Source organism: Streptomyces endophytica (assembly GCF_026153355.1).
In the GTDB taxonomy this organism is placed as follows: Bacteria; Actinomycetota; Actinomycetes; order Streptomycetales; family Streptomycetaceae; genus Streptomyces; species Streptomyces endophytica.
Genome location: NZ_CP110636.1, coordinates 1,034,394 through 1,047,791, shown reverse-complemented (window position 1 = coordinate 1,047,791; position 13,398 = coordinate 1,034,394). Strand labels below are relative to the sequence as shown.

The following is a 13,398-nucleotide window of genomic DNA, read 5'->3' as shown; positions in this document are numbered from 1 at the left end:
GTGCGGGCACCTTCCGGCTCGACGGGGGTCGAGGGCTCGGGGGAGGGCGGCCGGGTGGCGGAGTCGGTGGTCACGGACAGCCATTGTCCCGCATTGCGCCGTGTGGGCTACCCCTGGCGCGCGAGCTGGCCCGCCCGCCCGCAGCTCAACTACGCTACGCGGTCAGACGATTACCCGACGCCCCTGGAACGCCGCACGCTTCCGACGCATTCCGACGCTTCCGAACCACAGGCAGGTGGCAGATGCCCTCCCACGCACGTCCCAAGCCCAGCCGCGTCCCGCGCACCCTGCTGCGGGCCGGGCTGGTGGTCTCCGCGGCCGGCGCCGCGCTCGCGGGGGCGGTGCGGCGACGGCGGGCGCGGCCCCCGCGTCGGCCCCGCACCACAGTCCGGACCACGGCCCCGGCCGGCCCGGTGCCGACCGGCACGGCACCGACACCGGCGCCACCGCCTCCGCGCTGACCGGCGCGTTGCTGAACTCCGCGTCCGGCGGCGTCGGGCCGCTGAAGAACATCCAGGTGGACCCGCTGGCCAAGACCCCGGTCGACCCGCTCGCCAACGCCGTCGGCACCCAGGTCGCCGACTTCAAGCCGCTCAGCACCACCCTGGTGACCGGCAGCCTCTCGCGCGGCGCGGCGGTCCGCGACGTCCCGCTGGTCAACAAGGTCGAACGGATCCTGCCCGGCTGACCGCGAACTCCCGTCCCCTTCCGGACAGACCACCGCCCCGGGTGCCGCGGCACCCGGGGCGGTCGTGTGTCCGGAAGGGGACGCGCCGGATCAGACACCCATCGGGTGCCAGACCGTCTTCGTCTCCAGGAAGGCCAGCAGCCGGTCCGTGCCCGGGTCGGCGCTCCAGTCCTCCGTGCGCGGGCGCAGCACCCGCTTGAGGTTGTCGGCCGCCGCGGTCTCCAGCTCCTTGGCCAGTCCGGCGTCCGCACCCGCGAGATCGAGCGCGTTGACGTCCTGGTGGGCGGCGAGCGGCGCGGCGATCTCCGCCGTACGGCCCGAGAGGACGTTGACCACACCGCCCGGCAGGTCGGACGTGGCCAGCACCTCGCCCAGCGACAGGGCCGGCAGCGGGGAGTTCTCCGAGGCGACCACCACGACGGTGTTGCCGGTGACGATGGCCGGCGCGATCACCGAGACCAGGCCCAGGAACGACGACTCCTGCGGGGCCAGGGCCGCGACCACACCGGTCGGCTCGGGCGAGGAGAGGTTGAAGTACGGGCCCGCGACCGGGTTGGCGCCGCCGGCGATCTGGGCGACCTTGTCGGACCAGCCCGCGTACCAGACCCAGCGGTCGATCGCCGCGTCCACCTGGGCGGTGGCCTTGGACTTCGAGCGCCCCTCGGCGTCGGCGACCTCGGCGACGAACTGCTCGCGGCGGCCCTCCAGCATCTCGGCGACGCGGTAGAGGATCTGCCCGCGGTTGTACGCCGTGGCGCCCGACCAGCCGCCGAACGCCTTTCGGGCGGCGACCACCGCGTCCCGCGCGTCCTTGCGGGAGGACAGCGGCGCGTTGGCGAGCCAGTTGCCCTTGCTGTCGGTCACCTCGTACACCCGCCCGCTCTCGGACCGGGGGAACTTGCCCCCGACGTACAGCTTGTAGGTCTTGAAGACACTGAGCCTTGCGTCAGACATCGAGGTAAGCCTCCAGACCGTGCCGGCCGCCCTCGCGGCCGAAGCCCGACTCCTTGTAGCCGCCGAACGGCGATGCCGGGTCGAACTTGTTGAACGTGTTGGACCAGATGACACCGGCACGGAGCTTGTTCGCCATCCACAGGATGCGCGAGCCCTTCTCCGTCCAGATGCCCGCGGAGAGGCCGTACGGGGTGTTGTTGGCCTTCTCCACGGCCTCGGCCGGGGTGCGGAAGGTCAGCACGGACAGCACCGGGCCGAAGATCTCCTCCCGGGCGATCCGGTGGGCCTGGGTGACGCCGGTGAAGAGCGTCGGCGCGAACCAGTAGCCGGAGGAGGGGAGTTCACAGGCCGGGGCCCAGCGCTCGGCGCCCTCGGCCTCGCCCGCGTCGGCCAGCTCGGTGATCCGGGCCAGCTGCTCGGCGGAGTTGATCGCGCCGACGTCGGTGTTCTTGTCCAGCGGGTCGCCCACGCGCAGGGTCTGCATCCGCCGCTTGAGCGCGTCCAGCAGCTCGTCCTGGACCGACTCCTGCACCAGGAGGCGGGAGCCGGCGCAGCAGACGTGGCCCTGGTTGAAGAAGATGCCGTTGACGATGCCCTCGACGGCCTGGTCGATGGGGGCGTCGTCGAAGACGATGTTCGCCGCCTTGCCGCCCAGTTCGAGGGTGAGCTTCTTGTCCGTGCCGGCGACCGTACGGGCGATCGCCTTGCCGACCTCGGTGGAGCCGGTGAAGGCCACCTTGTTGACGTCGGGGTGGGCCACCAGCGCCGCGCCCGTCGAGCCGTCTCCGGTGAGGATGTTGACGACGCCCTTGGGCAGGCCCGCCTGGCGGCAGACGTCCGCGAAGAACAGGGCGGACAGCGGGGTGGTCTCGGCCGGCTTCAGCACGACCGTGTTGCCGGTCGCCAGCGCCGGGGCGATCTTCCACGCCAGCATCAGCAGCGGGAAGTTCCACGGGATGACCTGGCCCGCGACGCCCAGGGGGCGCGGGTTCGGGCCGTAGCCGGCGTGGTCGAGCTTGTCGGCCCAGCCCGCGTAGTAGAAGAAGTGCGCGGCGACCAGCGGCAGGTCGGCGTCGCGGGACTCGCGGATCGGCTTGCCGTTGTCCAGCGACTCCAGGACGGCCAGCTCGCGCGAGCGCTCCTGGATGATCCGGGCGATCCGGAACAGGTACTTGGCGCGCTCGGCGCCCGGCAGCGCCGACCACTTCTCGAACGCCTTGCGGGCGGCCCGCACGGCCCGGTCGACGTCGTCCGAGGTCGCCTGGGCGACCTCGGAGAGGACCTCCTCGGACGACGGGGAGACGGTCTTGAAGACCTTGCCGTCGGCCGCCGGGGCGAACTCGCCGTCGATGAAGAGCCCGTAGGACGGCGCGATGTCGACGACCGAGCGGGACTCGGGTGCGGGTGCGTAATCGAAGGTCATGGGTGCCTCAGTCCACCGTGACGTAGTCGGGGCCGGAGTAGCGGCCGGTGCTGAGCTTCTGGCGCTGCATCAGCAGGTCGTTCAGGAGGCTGGAGGCGCCGAAGCGGAACCAGTCGGCGGTCAGCCAGGACTCGCCGAGCGTCTCGTTGACCATCACCAGGTACTTGATCGCGTCCTTGGTGGTGCGGATCCCGCCGGCCGGCTTCACGCCGACCTGCACGCCGGTGGCGGCGTGGAAGTCGCGCACCGCCTCCAGCATCAGCAGCGTGACGGGCGGGGTGGCGTTCACGGCCACCTTGCCGGTGGAGGTCTTGATGAAGTCGGCGCCGGCCAGCATCGACAGCCAGGAGACCCGGCGGACGTTGTCGTAGGTCTGGAGTTCGCCGGTCTCGAAGATGACCTTCAGGTGGGCGGCGGTCCCGTCGGGCCGGGCGCAGGCCTCCTTGACGGCCTTGATCTCCTCGAAGACCTGCAGGTAGCGGCCGGAGAGGAAGGCGCCCCGGTCGATCACCATGTCGATCTCGTCGGCGCCGGCCGCGACCGCGTCCCGGGTGTCGGCCAGCTTGACCGGCAGCGCGGCGCGGCCGGCCGGGAACGCGGTGGCGACGGACGCGACGTGGATGCCGGAGTCGCCGAGCGCCTCCTTGGCCGTCGCGACCATGTCGGGGTAGACGCAGATCGCCGCGACCTTGGGGTGGTGCGGTCGGTGGGGTCCGGGTTGATGCCCTTGGCGCACAGCGCCCGGACCTTGCCCGGGGTGTCCGCGCCTTCGAGGGTCGTCAGGTCGATCATCGTGAGGGCGAGGTCGATGGCGTACGCCTTCGCCGTGGTCTTGATCGAGCGGGTGCCGAGGGTGGCGGCGCGGGCCTCGAGGCCGACCGCGTCGACGCCGGGGAGGCCGTGGAGGAAGCGGCGCAGCGCACCGTCGTCGGCGGTCACGTCCGCCATTGACGCCAGACGCCCCGCGGCTTCCTTGCCGTATGCGGGAACAGTGATGGGCATGGTCACGAGGGGAGCATATCTACGCGCGTAGCGCAATGTCATCCCCCTGGAGGCCGCCATTCCGGCCACTCCGCCTGAATGATGCCGTAACGCAATGTCCGGCATCCGGACGGTCAGGCAGAATCGGCGGCATGACGCGCCAGGACCGGACCACCCCGCCACCGCAGCAGTACGCCGAGCGCAGCTACCGCTCGCCCGCGGCCCTCGTCGGCGGCGTCCTGCTCCTGCTGCTCGGCGGCTGGCTCGGCGCCGACGCCCTGCTGCGCGGCGCCCCGCACGCCAAGCTGACCGCGGTGTTCGCCCTGCTCCTCGGCGTCCCGCTGGTGGCCGCCTTCACCCTGCGGCCGCTGGTGCGGGCCGGCGACGAGCGGCTGACCGTGCGCAACCCGTTCCGCACCATCACGCTGCCCTGGGGCGCGGTCGAGGAACTGCGCGCGTCGTTCTCGACGGAGGTGTTCACCACCGCCGGGAAATTCCAGCTCTGGGCCATCCCGGTCTCCCTGCGGCAGCGCAAGAAGGCGAACCAGCAGGCCCTGCGGGGCGCCGGCGCGGACACCCCCCGGTTCGGCCGGGACGCGGGCGCCGGACCGGCCCCGCGCGCCATGGCCGACCAGGCCCTCGACGAACTGCGCGAGATCAAGGAACGCGTCGCGGGCCGGGCGGACGCCCAGGGCGAGCCGGTGGTCCGCTGGTCGTACGCGATCCTCGCGCCCCTGGTGGCGGGCGCGGTCGGCCTGGTCGTGATGATCGCCCTCTGACGGACCGGGCCGAGGGGCTCGCGCCGGGCGACGGGTGACGGGCGGGCCCGCGCCTACGGGGCGCCTACGCCACGCGTACGCGGAAGGCCCCGCGCCGCTGTGGGCGAGGGGCCTCACCAGCCGTCAGCCGACGGGCCGCGGCGACCGTCAGATCCCGGCCGCCGCCGACACGTCCTCCTTGATGGCGGCCAGGGTGGCGGCCGCCTTCGTACGCGCCGCGTCGAGCGCCTCAGGGGCGGACACCGGCGCGACGACCTCCAGGTAGCACTTCAGCTTGGGCTCGGTGCCGCTGGGGCGCACGACGACGCGGGCGGACTCGATACCGCCCTCCGGGGAGCCGGAGAGGTAGTAGCGCAGCCCGTCGGTCGGCGGGAGGGCCTCGGTGCCCTGGTTCAGGTCGTCCGCCCGGGTCACCGTCAGACCGGCCAGCGCGGCCGGCGGCTGCTCGCGGAGCCTGCGCATCGCGTCGGCGATCAGCGTCAGGTCCTCGACCCGCACCGACAGCTGGTCCGTCGCGTGCACCCCGAACTCCACCGCGAGGTCGTCCAGCAGGTCGGCGAGCGTCCGGCCGGCCCGCTTGAGCTCCGCGGCCAGCTCGGTGACCAGCAGGGCGGCGGTGATGCCGTCCTTGTCGCGGACGCCCTCCGGGTCGACGCAGTAGCCGAGCGCCTCCTCGTAGGCGTACCGCAGACCGTCCACCCGGGCCAGCCACTTGAAGCCGGTCAGGGTCTCCTCGTAGGGCAGCGAGGAGGCGGCGGCGATGCGGGACATCAGCTGCGAGGAGACGATGGTCGTCGCGAACGTGCCGGCCGCCTGCTTGCTGACGAGGTGCGCGGCGAGCAGCGCGCCGACCTCGTCGCCGCGCAGCATCCGCCAGCCCTCGGGGGTGCCGGGGGCCGGGACGGCGACGGCGCAGCGGTCCGCGTCCGGGTCGTTGGCGATCACCAGGTCCACGTCCGCGCCCCGCGCCCGGGCGGTGGCGAACGCGAGGTCCATCGCGCCCGGCTCCTCCGGGTTGGGGAACGCCACCGTCGGGAAGTCCGGGTCCGGCTCGGCCTGCTCCTGGACGACCACGGGGGCCGGGAAGCCGGCCCGGGCGAAGGCGGCGACGAGCACGTCCCGGCCGACGCCGTGCATCGGCGTGTAGACGACGTCGAGGTCCCGGGCCGAGCCGGGCGTCAGCACCGCGTCGGTACGCGCCAGGTAGGCGTCCAGGACCGCGTCGTCGAGGGTCTCCCAGCCGGACTCGGGCCGCGGCACGTCGGCCAGCGAGCGCACCGCGGCGATCTCCGCGGCGATCTCGCCGTCGGCCGGCGGCACGATCTGCGAACCGTCGCCCAGGTACACCTTGTAGCCGTTGTCGCGCGGCGGGTTGTGGCTGGCGGTGACCTCGACGCCGGCCACCGCGCCCAGGTGCCGGATCGCGAAGGCCAGCACGGGGGTGGGCAGCGGACGCGGCAGCAGCGCGGCGCGCAGACCGGCGCCGACCATGACGGCCGCGGTGTCCCGCGCGAAGTCGGCGCTCTTGTGGCGCGCGTCGTAGCCGATGACGACCAGGCCGGAACCCTCGCCCTTCGCCCGGAGGTACGCGGCGAGGCCGGCCGCGGCCCGGATGACCACCGAACGGTTCATCCGCATCGGGCCCGCGCCCAGTTCCCCGCGCAGCCCGGCCGTGCCGAACTGCAGGGTGCCGGCGAACCGGGCCGCCAGCTCGTCGGTGTCCTCGGCCGCGATCAGCTTGGCCAACTCGTCCCGGGTCTCCGGGTCGGGGTCCTCGGCCAGCCAGGCCCGGGCCCGGTCGATCAGCTCCGCGGTTTCGGTAGCCACGTCATGCTCCTGCCTGTGGATGCGGTGGGTGAGGTGGGTGCGGGGCGCCGGCCCGGCCACGGCCGGCCCCTCGGTGGTCCGGCCATGGCGGCGGCGTCCGGCCACGGCCGGGCCCTCGGCCGGGTCTCAGATCTTGCTGAGGACCTGTCCGAGCAGGGTGCCCATCCGGGTCGCGGAGTCGCGGCCGGCCTGCAGGACCTCTTCGTGGTTGAGCGGCTCACCCGTCATGCCGGCGGCGAGGTTGGTCACCAGCGACAGCCCGAGCACCTCCGCACCGGCCTCGCGGGCCGCGATGGCCTCCAGGACGGTGGACATGCCGACCAGGTCGGCGCCCAGGGTCCGGATCATCTTGATCTCGGCCGGGGTCTCGTAGTGCGGGCCGGGGAACTGGGCGTAGACGCCCTCCTCCAGGCTCGGGTCGATCTCCTTGCACAGCGCGCGCAGCCGCGGCGAGTACAGGTCCGTGAGGTCGACGAAGTTCGCGCCGACGATCGGGGAGGTGGCGGTGAGGTTGAGGTGGTCGCTGATGAGGACCGGCTGGCCCGGGCGCATGCCCGCGCGCAGGCCACCGCACCCGTTGGTGAGCACGACGGTCTTGCAGCCGGCGGCGACGGCGGTGCGGACGCCGTGCGCGACGGCGGCGACGCCCCGGCCCTCGTAGTAGTGCGTGCGGCCCAGGAAGACCAGGGCGCGCTTCTCGCCGACCTGGTAGGAGCGGATCTTGCCGCCGTGGCCGGCGACGGCCGGGGGCGGGAAGCCGGGCAGCTCGGTGACGGGGAATTCGTGCTCGGGCGCGCCCAGTGCCTCGGCTGCCGGCGCCCAGCCGGAGCCCATCACCAGGGCGACGTCGTGGGTCTCGGCGCCGGTCAGCTCGCGCAGGCGGGCGGCGGCGGCGTCGGCGGCGCCCTGGGGGTCGCGCGCGATGTCCGGGGTAACAGATGCGTTCACGCGGACGAGGGTAGCCGGTAATCCCCTACGCGCGTAGATGTCACTGCTCACGGTGCTGAGGACGTTGTCTTGTGGCTTTCGACGAACGGTGTGCCGGCGCGCGTCGCCGGCGCGCCCCACAGGCCCGTGCACGGGCCCGTGCACGGGCCCGTCCGCTCAGCAAGGCCGCTTGCGGAGTTCCATGACGTAGTCGTGGGGGGCGCCGGCGGATTCCGCGGCGTCGGCGATCTCGCCCAGGTAGCGGGCGGAGGGGAGGCCGCCCTCGTAGCCGTTGAGGACGTAGATCCAGGCGGTCTCGTCGCCTTCGAGGGTGTGTGCCCGGACCCGCATCCGGCGGTAGATGCCCATGCCGACGCCCTCCCAGCGGTCCATGGACTCCTCGTCCATCGGAGCGATGTCGTAGAGCGCGACGAAGAGCTGGGAGTCCGGGTCCTCGACGACCGTCGCGAGGGCACCCTCCCAGCCCATCTGCTCGCCGCCGAAGGTGAGCCGCCAGCCGCTGAGCCAGCCCGTGCCGCGCAGCGGCGAGTGCGGTGCGCGGCGGGACATCAGCCGCGCGTCGAGGTTGCCGGCGTATGCGGCGTAGAGCGACATGGTTCCGAGGGTACGGGAGGATGCCCGTCGGGCTCGTGGTACCGGAGGTTCGCACAAGGGCGGGGCAGCGCGCGCCGCGGCGCACGTAGGGGCCACACTCCGCCCCCGGGCGCGAGGGACGTTCGGGCGTGCGGGACAATGGAGTACGTGACTCGGATCGTGATCATCGGTGGCGGACCCGGCGGATACGAAGCGGCCCTGGTGGGGGCCTCTCTCGGCGCGGAGGTGACCGTCGTCGACTGCGACGGTCTGGGCGGGGCGTCGGTGCTCACCGACTGCGTGCCGTCGAAGACCCTGATCGCGACGGCCGAGGTGATGACGACCTTCGACTCGTCGTACGAAGAGCTCGGCATCATCGTCGAGGACGACACCCCGTACAACGAGCGGCCGGCCCGCGTCGTGGGCGTTGACCTGGGGAAGGTCAACCGACGGGTGAAGCGGCTCGCGCTCGCCCAGTCGCATGACATCACGGCCTCGGTGACCCGCGCCGGCGGCCGGGTCATGCGCGGCCGCGGCCGGCTGGAGCCGGGCCAGGCGCCGGACGGTTCGCGCAAGGTGACGGTGACCGCGGCGGACGGCACGACCGAGGGCCTGATCGCGGACGCGGTGCTGATCGCCACCGGCGCGCACCCCCGTGAGATCCCGGACGCGCTGCCCGACGGCGAGCGGATCCTGAACTGGACGCAGGTCTACGACCTCGACGAGCTGCCCGAGGAGCTCATCGTGGTCGGGTCGGGTGTCACGGGTGCCGAGTTCGCCGGCGCCTACCAGGCGCTCGGCTCGCGGGTCACGCTGGTCTCGTCCCGGGACCGGGTGCTGCCGGGTGAGGACCCGGACGCGGCCGCGGTCCTGGAGGACGTCTTCCGGCGGCGCGGCATGAACGTCATGGCGCGTTCGCGGGCGCAGTCGGCCAAGCGGGTGGGCGACCGGGTCGAGGTGACGCTGGCCGACGGCCGGACGATCTCCGGTACGCACTGCCTGATGGCGGTCGGTTCGATCCCCAACACCGAGGGCATGGGCCTGGAGGGCGCCGGGGTCAAGCTGAAGGAGTCCGGCCACGTCTGGACGGACAAGGTCTCGCGGACCAGCGCGCCGGGCGTGTACGCGGCGGGTGACTGCACCGGCGTCTTCGCGCTGGCGTCGGTCGCGGCGATGCAGGGCCGGATCGCGATGTACCACTTCCTCGGTGACGCGGTCGCGCCGCTGAACCTCAAGACGGTCTCCGCGAACGTCTTCACCGACCCGGAGATCGCCACGGTCGGCTATTCGCAGGCCGATGTCGACTCCGGGAAGATCGACGCCCGGGTCGTGAAGCTTCCGCTGCTGCGTAATCCGCGGGCGAAGATGCAGGGCATTCGGGACGGTTTCGTGAAGCTGTTCTGCCGTCCCGGTACGGGCATCGTGGTCGGCGGTGTGGTCGTTTCCCCGCGCGCCAGCGAGCTCATCCACCCGATCTCGATCGCGGTCGACAACAATCTGACCGTCGAGCAGATCGCCAGCGCTTTCACTGTGTACCCGTCGCTGTCCGGTTCGATCGCCGAGGTCGCCCGGCAGCTGCACGCGCGGAAGACGGGCAGCGAGTAGGCAGGGCGGCGCCCGGCCGGGCCGCGTGGCGAACAACCGATAAAGCGCCGATATGCGGCCGGCCGACGGCGATTGAAAACTTTGTGCCCTCGGTGAGCACTTGGGATGAAACGTCCCTGCAGTCCGCTCCGGCGAGGGTGGCCACGGGCTCGTCGTCCCGTTCCGTCGCGCTCCGGCCGGCACGCCGGTTGACCAGGCAGCAAGCGGTCCGCGGCGCAAGGGGGTTCGACGCACGCGCGACATATGCACCGCGCATACCACGTCACGCTGCGCCGCGTGAACAACTTCCGTTAATTGGTGCAACCTGCTGAAAACAGACGGTCGTTGGCGTTACTGTCAGTTTCGTGTTCGCTGCAGAACGTCGCCAATTGATCCTTGAAATGGTGCGCGCCAACGGGGCGGTTTCGCTCCGGGAGCTCGCCCGCGTCGTCCAGACCTCCGAAGTGACCGTACGGCGGGACGTGCGGGCGCTGGAGGCAGAGGGACTGCTCGACCGCCGGCACGGCGGCGCGGTCCTCCCGGGAGGCTTTACCCGCGAATCCGGATTCCCGCAGAAATCCCATCTAGCGACCGCGGAGAAAACGGCCATCGCCGATCTCGCGGCCGGTCTCGTCGACGAGGGCGAGGCCATCGTCGTCGGCGCCGGAACGACCACCCAGGAACTGGCCCGCCGGCTCGCCCGGGTGCCCGGGCTGACCGTCGTCACCAACTCCCTGCTGGTCGCCCAGGCGTTGGCGCACGCCAACCGCGTCGAGGTGGTGATGACCGGGGGCACCCTGCGCGGCTCCAACTACGCGCTGGTCGGCAGCGGCGCCGAGCAGTCCCTCCAGGGCCTGCGGGTGTCCCGCGCCTTCCTGTCGGGCAGCGGGCTGACCGCCGAGCGCGGGCTGTCCACGTCCAACATGCTCTCCGCGAGCGTCGACCGGGCGCTGGTGCAGGCGGCGGGGGAGGTGGTGGTGCTCGCCGACCACACCAAGCTCGGTTCCGACACGATGTTCCAGACCGTGCCGACGGACGTGATCACGCGTCTGGTGACGGACGAGCCGCCGGCTCACGACGACCGTGCCGCGACGGAGCTCCAGGCGCTGGCCGACCAGGGCGTCCAGATCGCCGTCGCCGGGGGTACGGGGGCCGGGCAGGGCCCCGGCCAGCCGGGCCTGGACGGCGGGGCGGGTGACCGCCGGGGCCCCCGGCGGGACGTCCCGCTGCCGGGCCAGCGGCGCAGCCACGGGCCGGGCGGGGGAGGGGGCCGCAGCTGCGGTCGGCCCCGTCGCTGTCCGAGGCGCCCGGCCGGGTCGCGGACCTCGCCCCACGGCGGCGCTGAGGGCCGTGGGGCCGGGGTTCCGGCCCGGTCGGCACGCCTGCCGGGTCAGGGCTTCAGGCCGGTCAGGGTCAGGGTCAGCAGCCGGTCGGCGAGTTGCGGGTCGTCCGGGGACTCCTCGACGGCCAGCGCGATGCCGTTGGTCAGCTGCATCAGATCGCTGATGTTCACCTCGGGCCGGACCGCCCCGGCCTGCTGGGCGCGGGCCAGCAGCGCGCCGCCGGCCTCCCGCATCGGCACGCTGCACCGCGCCATCCCCGAGCTCTCGTCCGCCGACGCCGTCATCAGGGCGCGGGACAGTCCGCGGTAGGTGCTGGCGTGGGTGATGATCGCGCGCAGCCAGTCGACCAGCGCGGCGCACGGCTGCGGGGCGTCGGCGAGCTCCCTGGCGTAGCCGAGCAGGGCGTCGACCTCGCTCTGGAAGACCGCGCCCATCAGGGCGGTGCGGTTGGGGAAGTGCCGGTAGAGGGTGCCGATGCCGACGCCGGCGCGGCGCGCGATGTCCTCCAGCGAGGTGTCCGTGCCGTGCTCGGTGAAGGCCGTACGGGCCTCGGTCAGCAGCCGTTCGTAGTTGCGGCGGGCGTCGGCCCGCATCGGTCGCACGTCCGGTGTCCGCACCGCCGCGGTCGCCGGCGGGCCGCCCACCTGCCGCTGCCCTGCCGTCTCGGTCGCCATCGCCGTCCTCCCTCGACCCGGCCGGTTGCGGCCCGGTGGCTCCAGCATGCCATTGCCGGATTGCGGGGTGATCCGGTGCGGTGGGCAAGGAATTCCGGTCCGGGACGGGGGGGCTCCTCCGGGCCGGGTCGGAGGGTGCCTCCGGTTGCCGTCGCACGGCCCGCGCCGGCCCTCCCGCCGCCTTCGCGCGCCCGCCCCCGTGGCCACCCGGCGGCCTGCGCGTGAATCCCCGGCGTACCGCGGTGGTCGCGCGGCCGAACTCCTGCGGGGGCCCGCAACGCCGGGGCGTCAAGGGACATCAAACCTGGCGCAATGAGGTCTTCCGGGCTCTTCCGGAGGACCGCGGAATACGCCGTGGCGGGCCGCCTGGGGAGTGGCGCACGGCGCGGGACGTCTGGGGAAATACGTCATGGGACTGACCAGCCGGTCGCTGTTGTACGCCATGGCCGCGGTCGCCGTGGTCTGTGTGGCGCTCACGCTCTGGCTGTGGCCGCGGTTCGCCGGGCGCGGCCCGCGGGCGCTGCTGGGGCGGCTCGGTTCGATCGTGATGACCCAGCTGGCCGTCGTCTCGGCACTCGGCCTGGCGGTGAACGCCAACTTCCAGTTCTACGCGTCGTGGCACGAACTGCTCGGCCTGTACGACGACGCGCCGGCCGCGGTCGGAAAGTGGGGCGACGGCGGTGCGGCGGGACCGGCCGGCGACCCGTCGAAGGGGCTGGTGCAGACGTCCGGCCCGGACGGCCTGGACAAGGTGCACGGGCTGCCGAAGGGCCGGCCGGAGCTGGTGGGCCGGGTCGAGTCGGTGCGGATCGTCGGGCGGCGGACCCGGGCGGTGGACCCGGCGTACGTCTATCTGCCGCCGCAGTACTTCCAGCCGCAGTACGCCCGCCAGCGCTTCCCCGTCATCGTCGCGCTGAGCGGCTACCCGGGCGGGACGTTCCTGCTGGGGCAGCACCTGCGGCTGCCGCAGACCGCCGCCGCGATGATCCGCTCCGGCCGGATGCAGCCGACCGTCATCGTGATGCTGCGGCCCACGATCGCGCCGCCGCGCGACACCCAGTGCGTCGACGTGCCCGGCGGTCCGCAGGCCGAGACGTTCTTCGCGCGGGACGTGCCGGAGGCGCTGAAGTCGCACTACCGGGTCGGCCACGACCCGGGCGGCTGGGGCGTCCTGGGCTACTCCTCGGGCGGCAGCTGCGCCCTGCAGCTGGCCATGCGGCACGACCGCACGTACACCTCGGCGGCCGCCCTCTCGCCCGACTACAAGGTCAGCAACGACCCGACCACCGGCAACCTCTTCGGTGACGGGCGGGACCGGGCCCGGCGGCGCCAGGAGCACGATCTGATGTGGCGGCTGCGGCACCTGCCCGCGCCGGAGGTGAACGTGCTGATCGGCACGAGCCGCACCGGCGAGAAGAACTACCCGGCCGCGCGGGCCTTCCTGGCCGCGGTGCGCCCGCCGATGAAGGCGGACTCGGTCGTGCTCGACCACGGCAGCCACAACTTCGCCACCTGGCGGCGCGAACTGCCCGCCGCGCTCACCTGGATGAACGAGCAGCTGACGTTCCCGGAGGACGTGGTGGGGAACTCGTAACGGCACGGCACGGACGCGTGAGGGGCTCCC

At 73.0% G+C, this 13,398-nt stretch carries 10 protein-coding genes and 2 pseudogenes; 5 read left to right on the top strand and 7 right to left on the bottom strand.

From position 1 onward, the window contains the following. The first annotated feature begins 235 nt into the window (after positions 1-235). A complete protein-coding gene (locus tag OJ254_RS04700; protein ID WP_423835825.1) occupies positions 236-688 on the top strand; it encodes a hypothetical protein in 453 nt (150 codons plus the stop codon). A gap of 90 nt (positions 689-778) precedes the next feature. On the opposite strand, the gene OJ254_RS04695 is transcribed toward OJ254_RS04700, so the two are convergent. The 3 genes and pseudogenes from OJ254_RS04695 to deoC form a co-directional block, all read right to left on the bottom strand. Further along, positions 779-1,642, bottom strand: coding sequence for an aldehyde dehydrogenase family protein (locus tag OJ254_RS04695; RefSeq protein ID WP_265361372.1), 864 nt, complete (start codon positions 1,640-1,642; stop codon positions 779-781). Then, positions 1,635-3,065 (bottom strand): aldehyde dehydrogenase family protein, encoded by a 1,431-nt coding sequence (locus OJ254_RS04690; RefSeq protein WP_265361371.1) that lies wholly within the window; start codon positions 3,063-3,065, stop codon positions 1,635-1,637. The genes OJ254_RS04695 and OJ254_RS04690 overlap by 8 nt, the downstream gene beginning before the upstream one ends. Before the next feature lie 7 nt (positions 3,066-3,072). After that, positions 3,073-4,067: pseudogene (gene deoC / locus OJ254_RS04685) on the bottom strand (deoxyribose-phosphate aldolase). Between the two features lie 131 nt (positions 4,068-4,198). On the opposite strand from deoC, the gene OJ254_RS04680 reads away from it, so the two are divergent. Then, positions 4,199-4,825: a PH domain-containing protein gene (locus OJ254_RS04680; RefSeq protein ID WP_265361370.1), complete on the top strand. Its 627-nt coding sequence runs from the start codon at positions 4,199-4,201 to the stop codon at positions 4,823-4,825. 147 nt (positions 4,826-4,972) lie between these two features. Here the strand turns inward: OJ254_RS04680 and OJ254_RS04675 are convergent, their stop codons facing one another. The 3 genes from OJ254_RS04675 to OJ254_RS04665 form a co-directional block, all read right to left on the bottom strand. Further along, positions 4,973-6,652 (bottom strand): phospho-sugar mutase, encoded by a 1,680-nt coding sequence (locus OJ254_RS04675; protein ID WP_265361369.1) that lies wholly within the window; start codon positions 6,650-6,652, stop codon positions 4,973-4,975. A gap of 126 nt (positions 6,653-6,778) precedes the next feature. After that, a complete protein-coding gene (locus OJ254_RS04670) occupies positions 6,779-7,600 on the bottom strand; it encodes a purine-nucleoside phosphorylase (protein ID WP_265361368.1) in 822 nt (273 codons plus the stop codon). A 156-nt stretch (positions 7,601-7,756) separates the two neighbouring features. Next, complete coding sequence (locus OJ254_RS04665; protein WP_261956004.1) at positions 7,757-8,194, bottom strand: gamma-glutamylcyclotransferase family protein; 438 nt, start codon at positions 8,192-8,194, stop codon at positions 7,757-7,759. A 138-nt stretch (positions 8,195-8,332) separates the two neighbouring features. Between OJ254_RS04665 and OJ254_RS04660 the strand changes: the two genes are divergently transcribed. Beyond that, positions 8,333-9,778, top strand: a complete 1,446-nt coding sequence (locus tag OJ254_RS04660) for an NAD(P)H-quinone dehydrogenase (protein WP_265361367.1) — start codon at positions 8,333-8,335, stop codon at positions 9,776-9,778. 380 nt (positions 9,779-10,158) lie between these two features. Further along, positions 10,159-11,102, top strand: a pseudogene (locus OJ254_RS04655) (DeoR/GlpR family DNA-binding transcription regulator). A 45-nt stretch (positions 11,103-11,147) separates the two neighbouring features. On the opposite strand, the gene OJ254_RS04650 reads toward OJ254_RS04655, so the two are convergent. Then, positions 11,148-11,693 (bottom strand): TetR/AcrR family transcriptional regulator, encoded by a 546-nt coding sequence (locus OJ254_RS04650; protein ID WP_265365047.1) that lies wholly within the window; start codon positions 11,691-11,693, stop codon positions 11,148-11,150. A 490-nt stretch (positions 11,694-12,183) separates the two neighbouring features. On the opposite strand from OJ254_RS04650, the gene OJ254_RS04645 reads away from it, so the two are divergent. Next, on the top strand, positions 12,184-13,368 hold the full coding sequence (locus OJ254_RS04645) for an alpha/beta hydrolase (RefSeq protein ID WP_265361366.1): 1,185 nt from the start codon (positions 12,184-12,186) through the stop codon (positions 13,366-13,368). Positions 13,369-13,398 lie beyond the last annotated feature (30 nt).

Excerpts from the sequence above, each read along its gene's own strand:
- OJ254_RS04695 (WP_265361372.1), bottom strand. The coding sequence starts at position 1,642 with ATGTCTGACGCAAGGCTCAGTGTCTTCAAGACCTACAAGCTGTACGTC.
- OJ254_RS04690 (WP_265361371.1), bottom strand. The coding sequence starts at position 3,065 with ATGACCTTCGATTACGCACCCGCACCCGAGTCCCGCTCGGTCGTCGAC.
- OJ254_RS04680 (WP_265361370.1), top strand. The coding sequence starts at position 4,199 with ATGACGCGCCAGGACCGGACCACCCCGCCACCGCAGCAGTACGCCGAG.
- OJ254_RS04665 (WP_261956004.1), bottom strand. The coding sequence starts at position 8,194 with ATGTCGCTCTACGCCGCATACGCCGGCAACCTCGACGCGCGGCTGATG.
- OJ254_RS04660 (WP_265361367.1), top strand. The coding sequence starts at position 8,333 with ATGGAGTACGTGACTCGGATCGTGATCATCGGTGGCGGACCCGGCGGA.
- OJ254_RS04650 (WP_265365047.1), bottom strand. The coding sequence starts at position 11,693 with ATGCGGGCCGACGCCCGCCGCAACTACGAACGGCTGCTGACCGAGGCC.
- OJ254_RS04645 (WP_265361366.1), top strand. The coding sequence starts at position 12,184 with ATGGGACTGACCAGCCGGTCGCTGTTGTACGCCATGGCCGCGGTCGCC.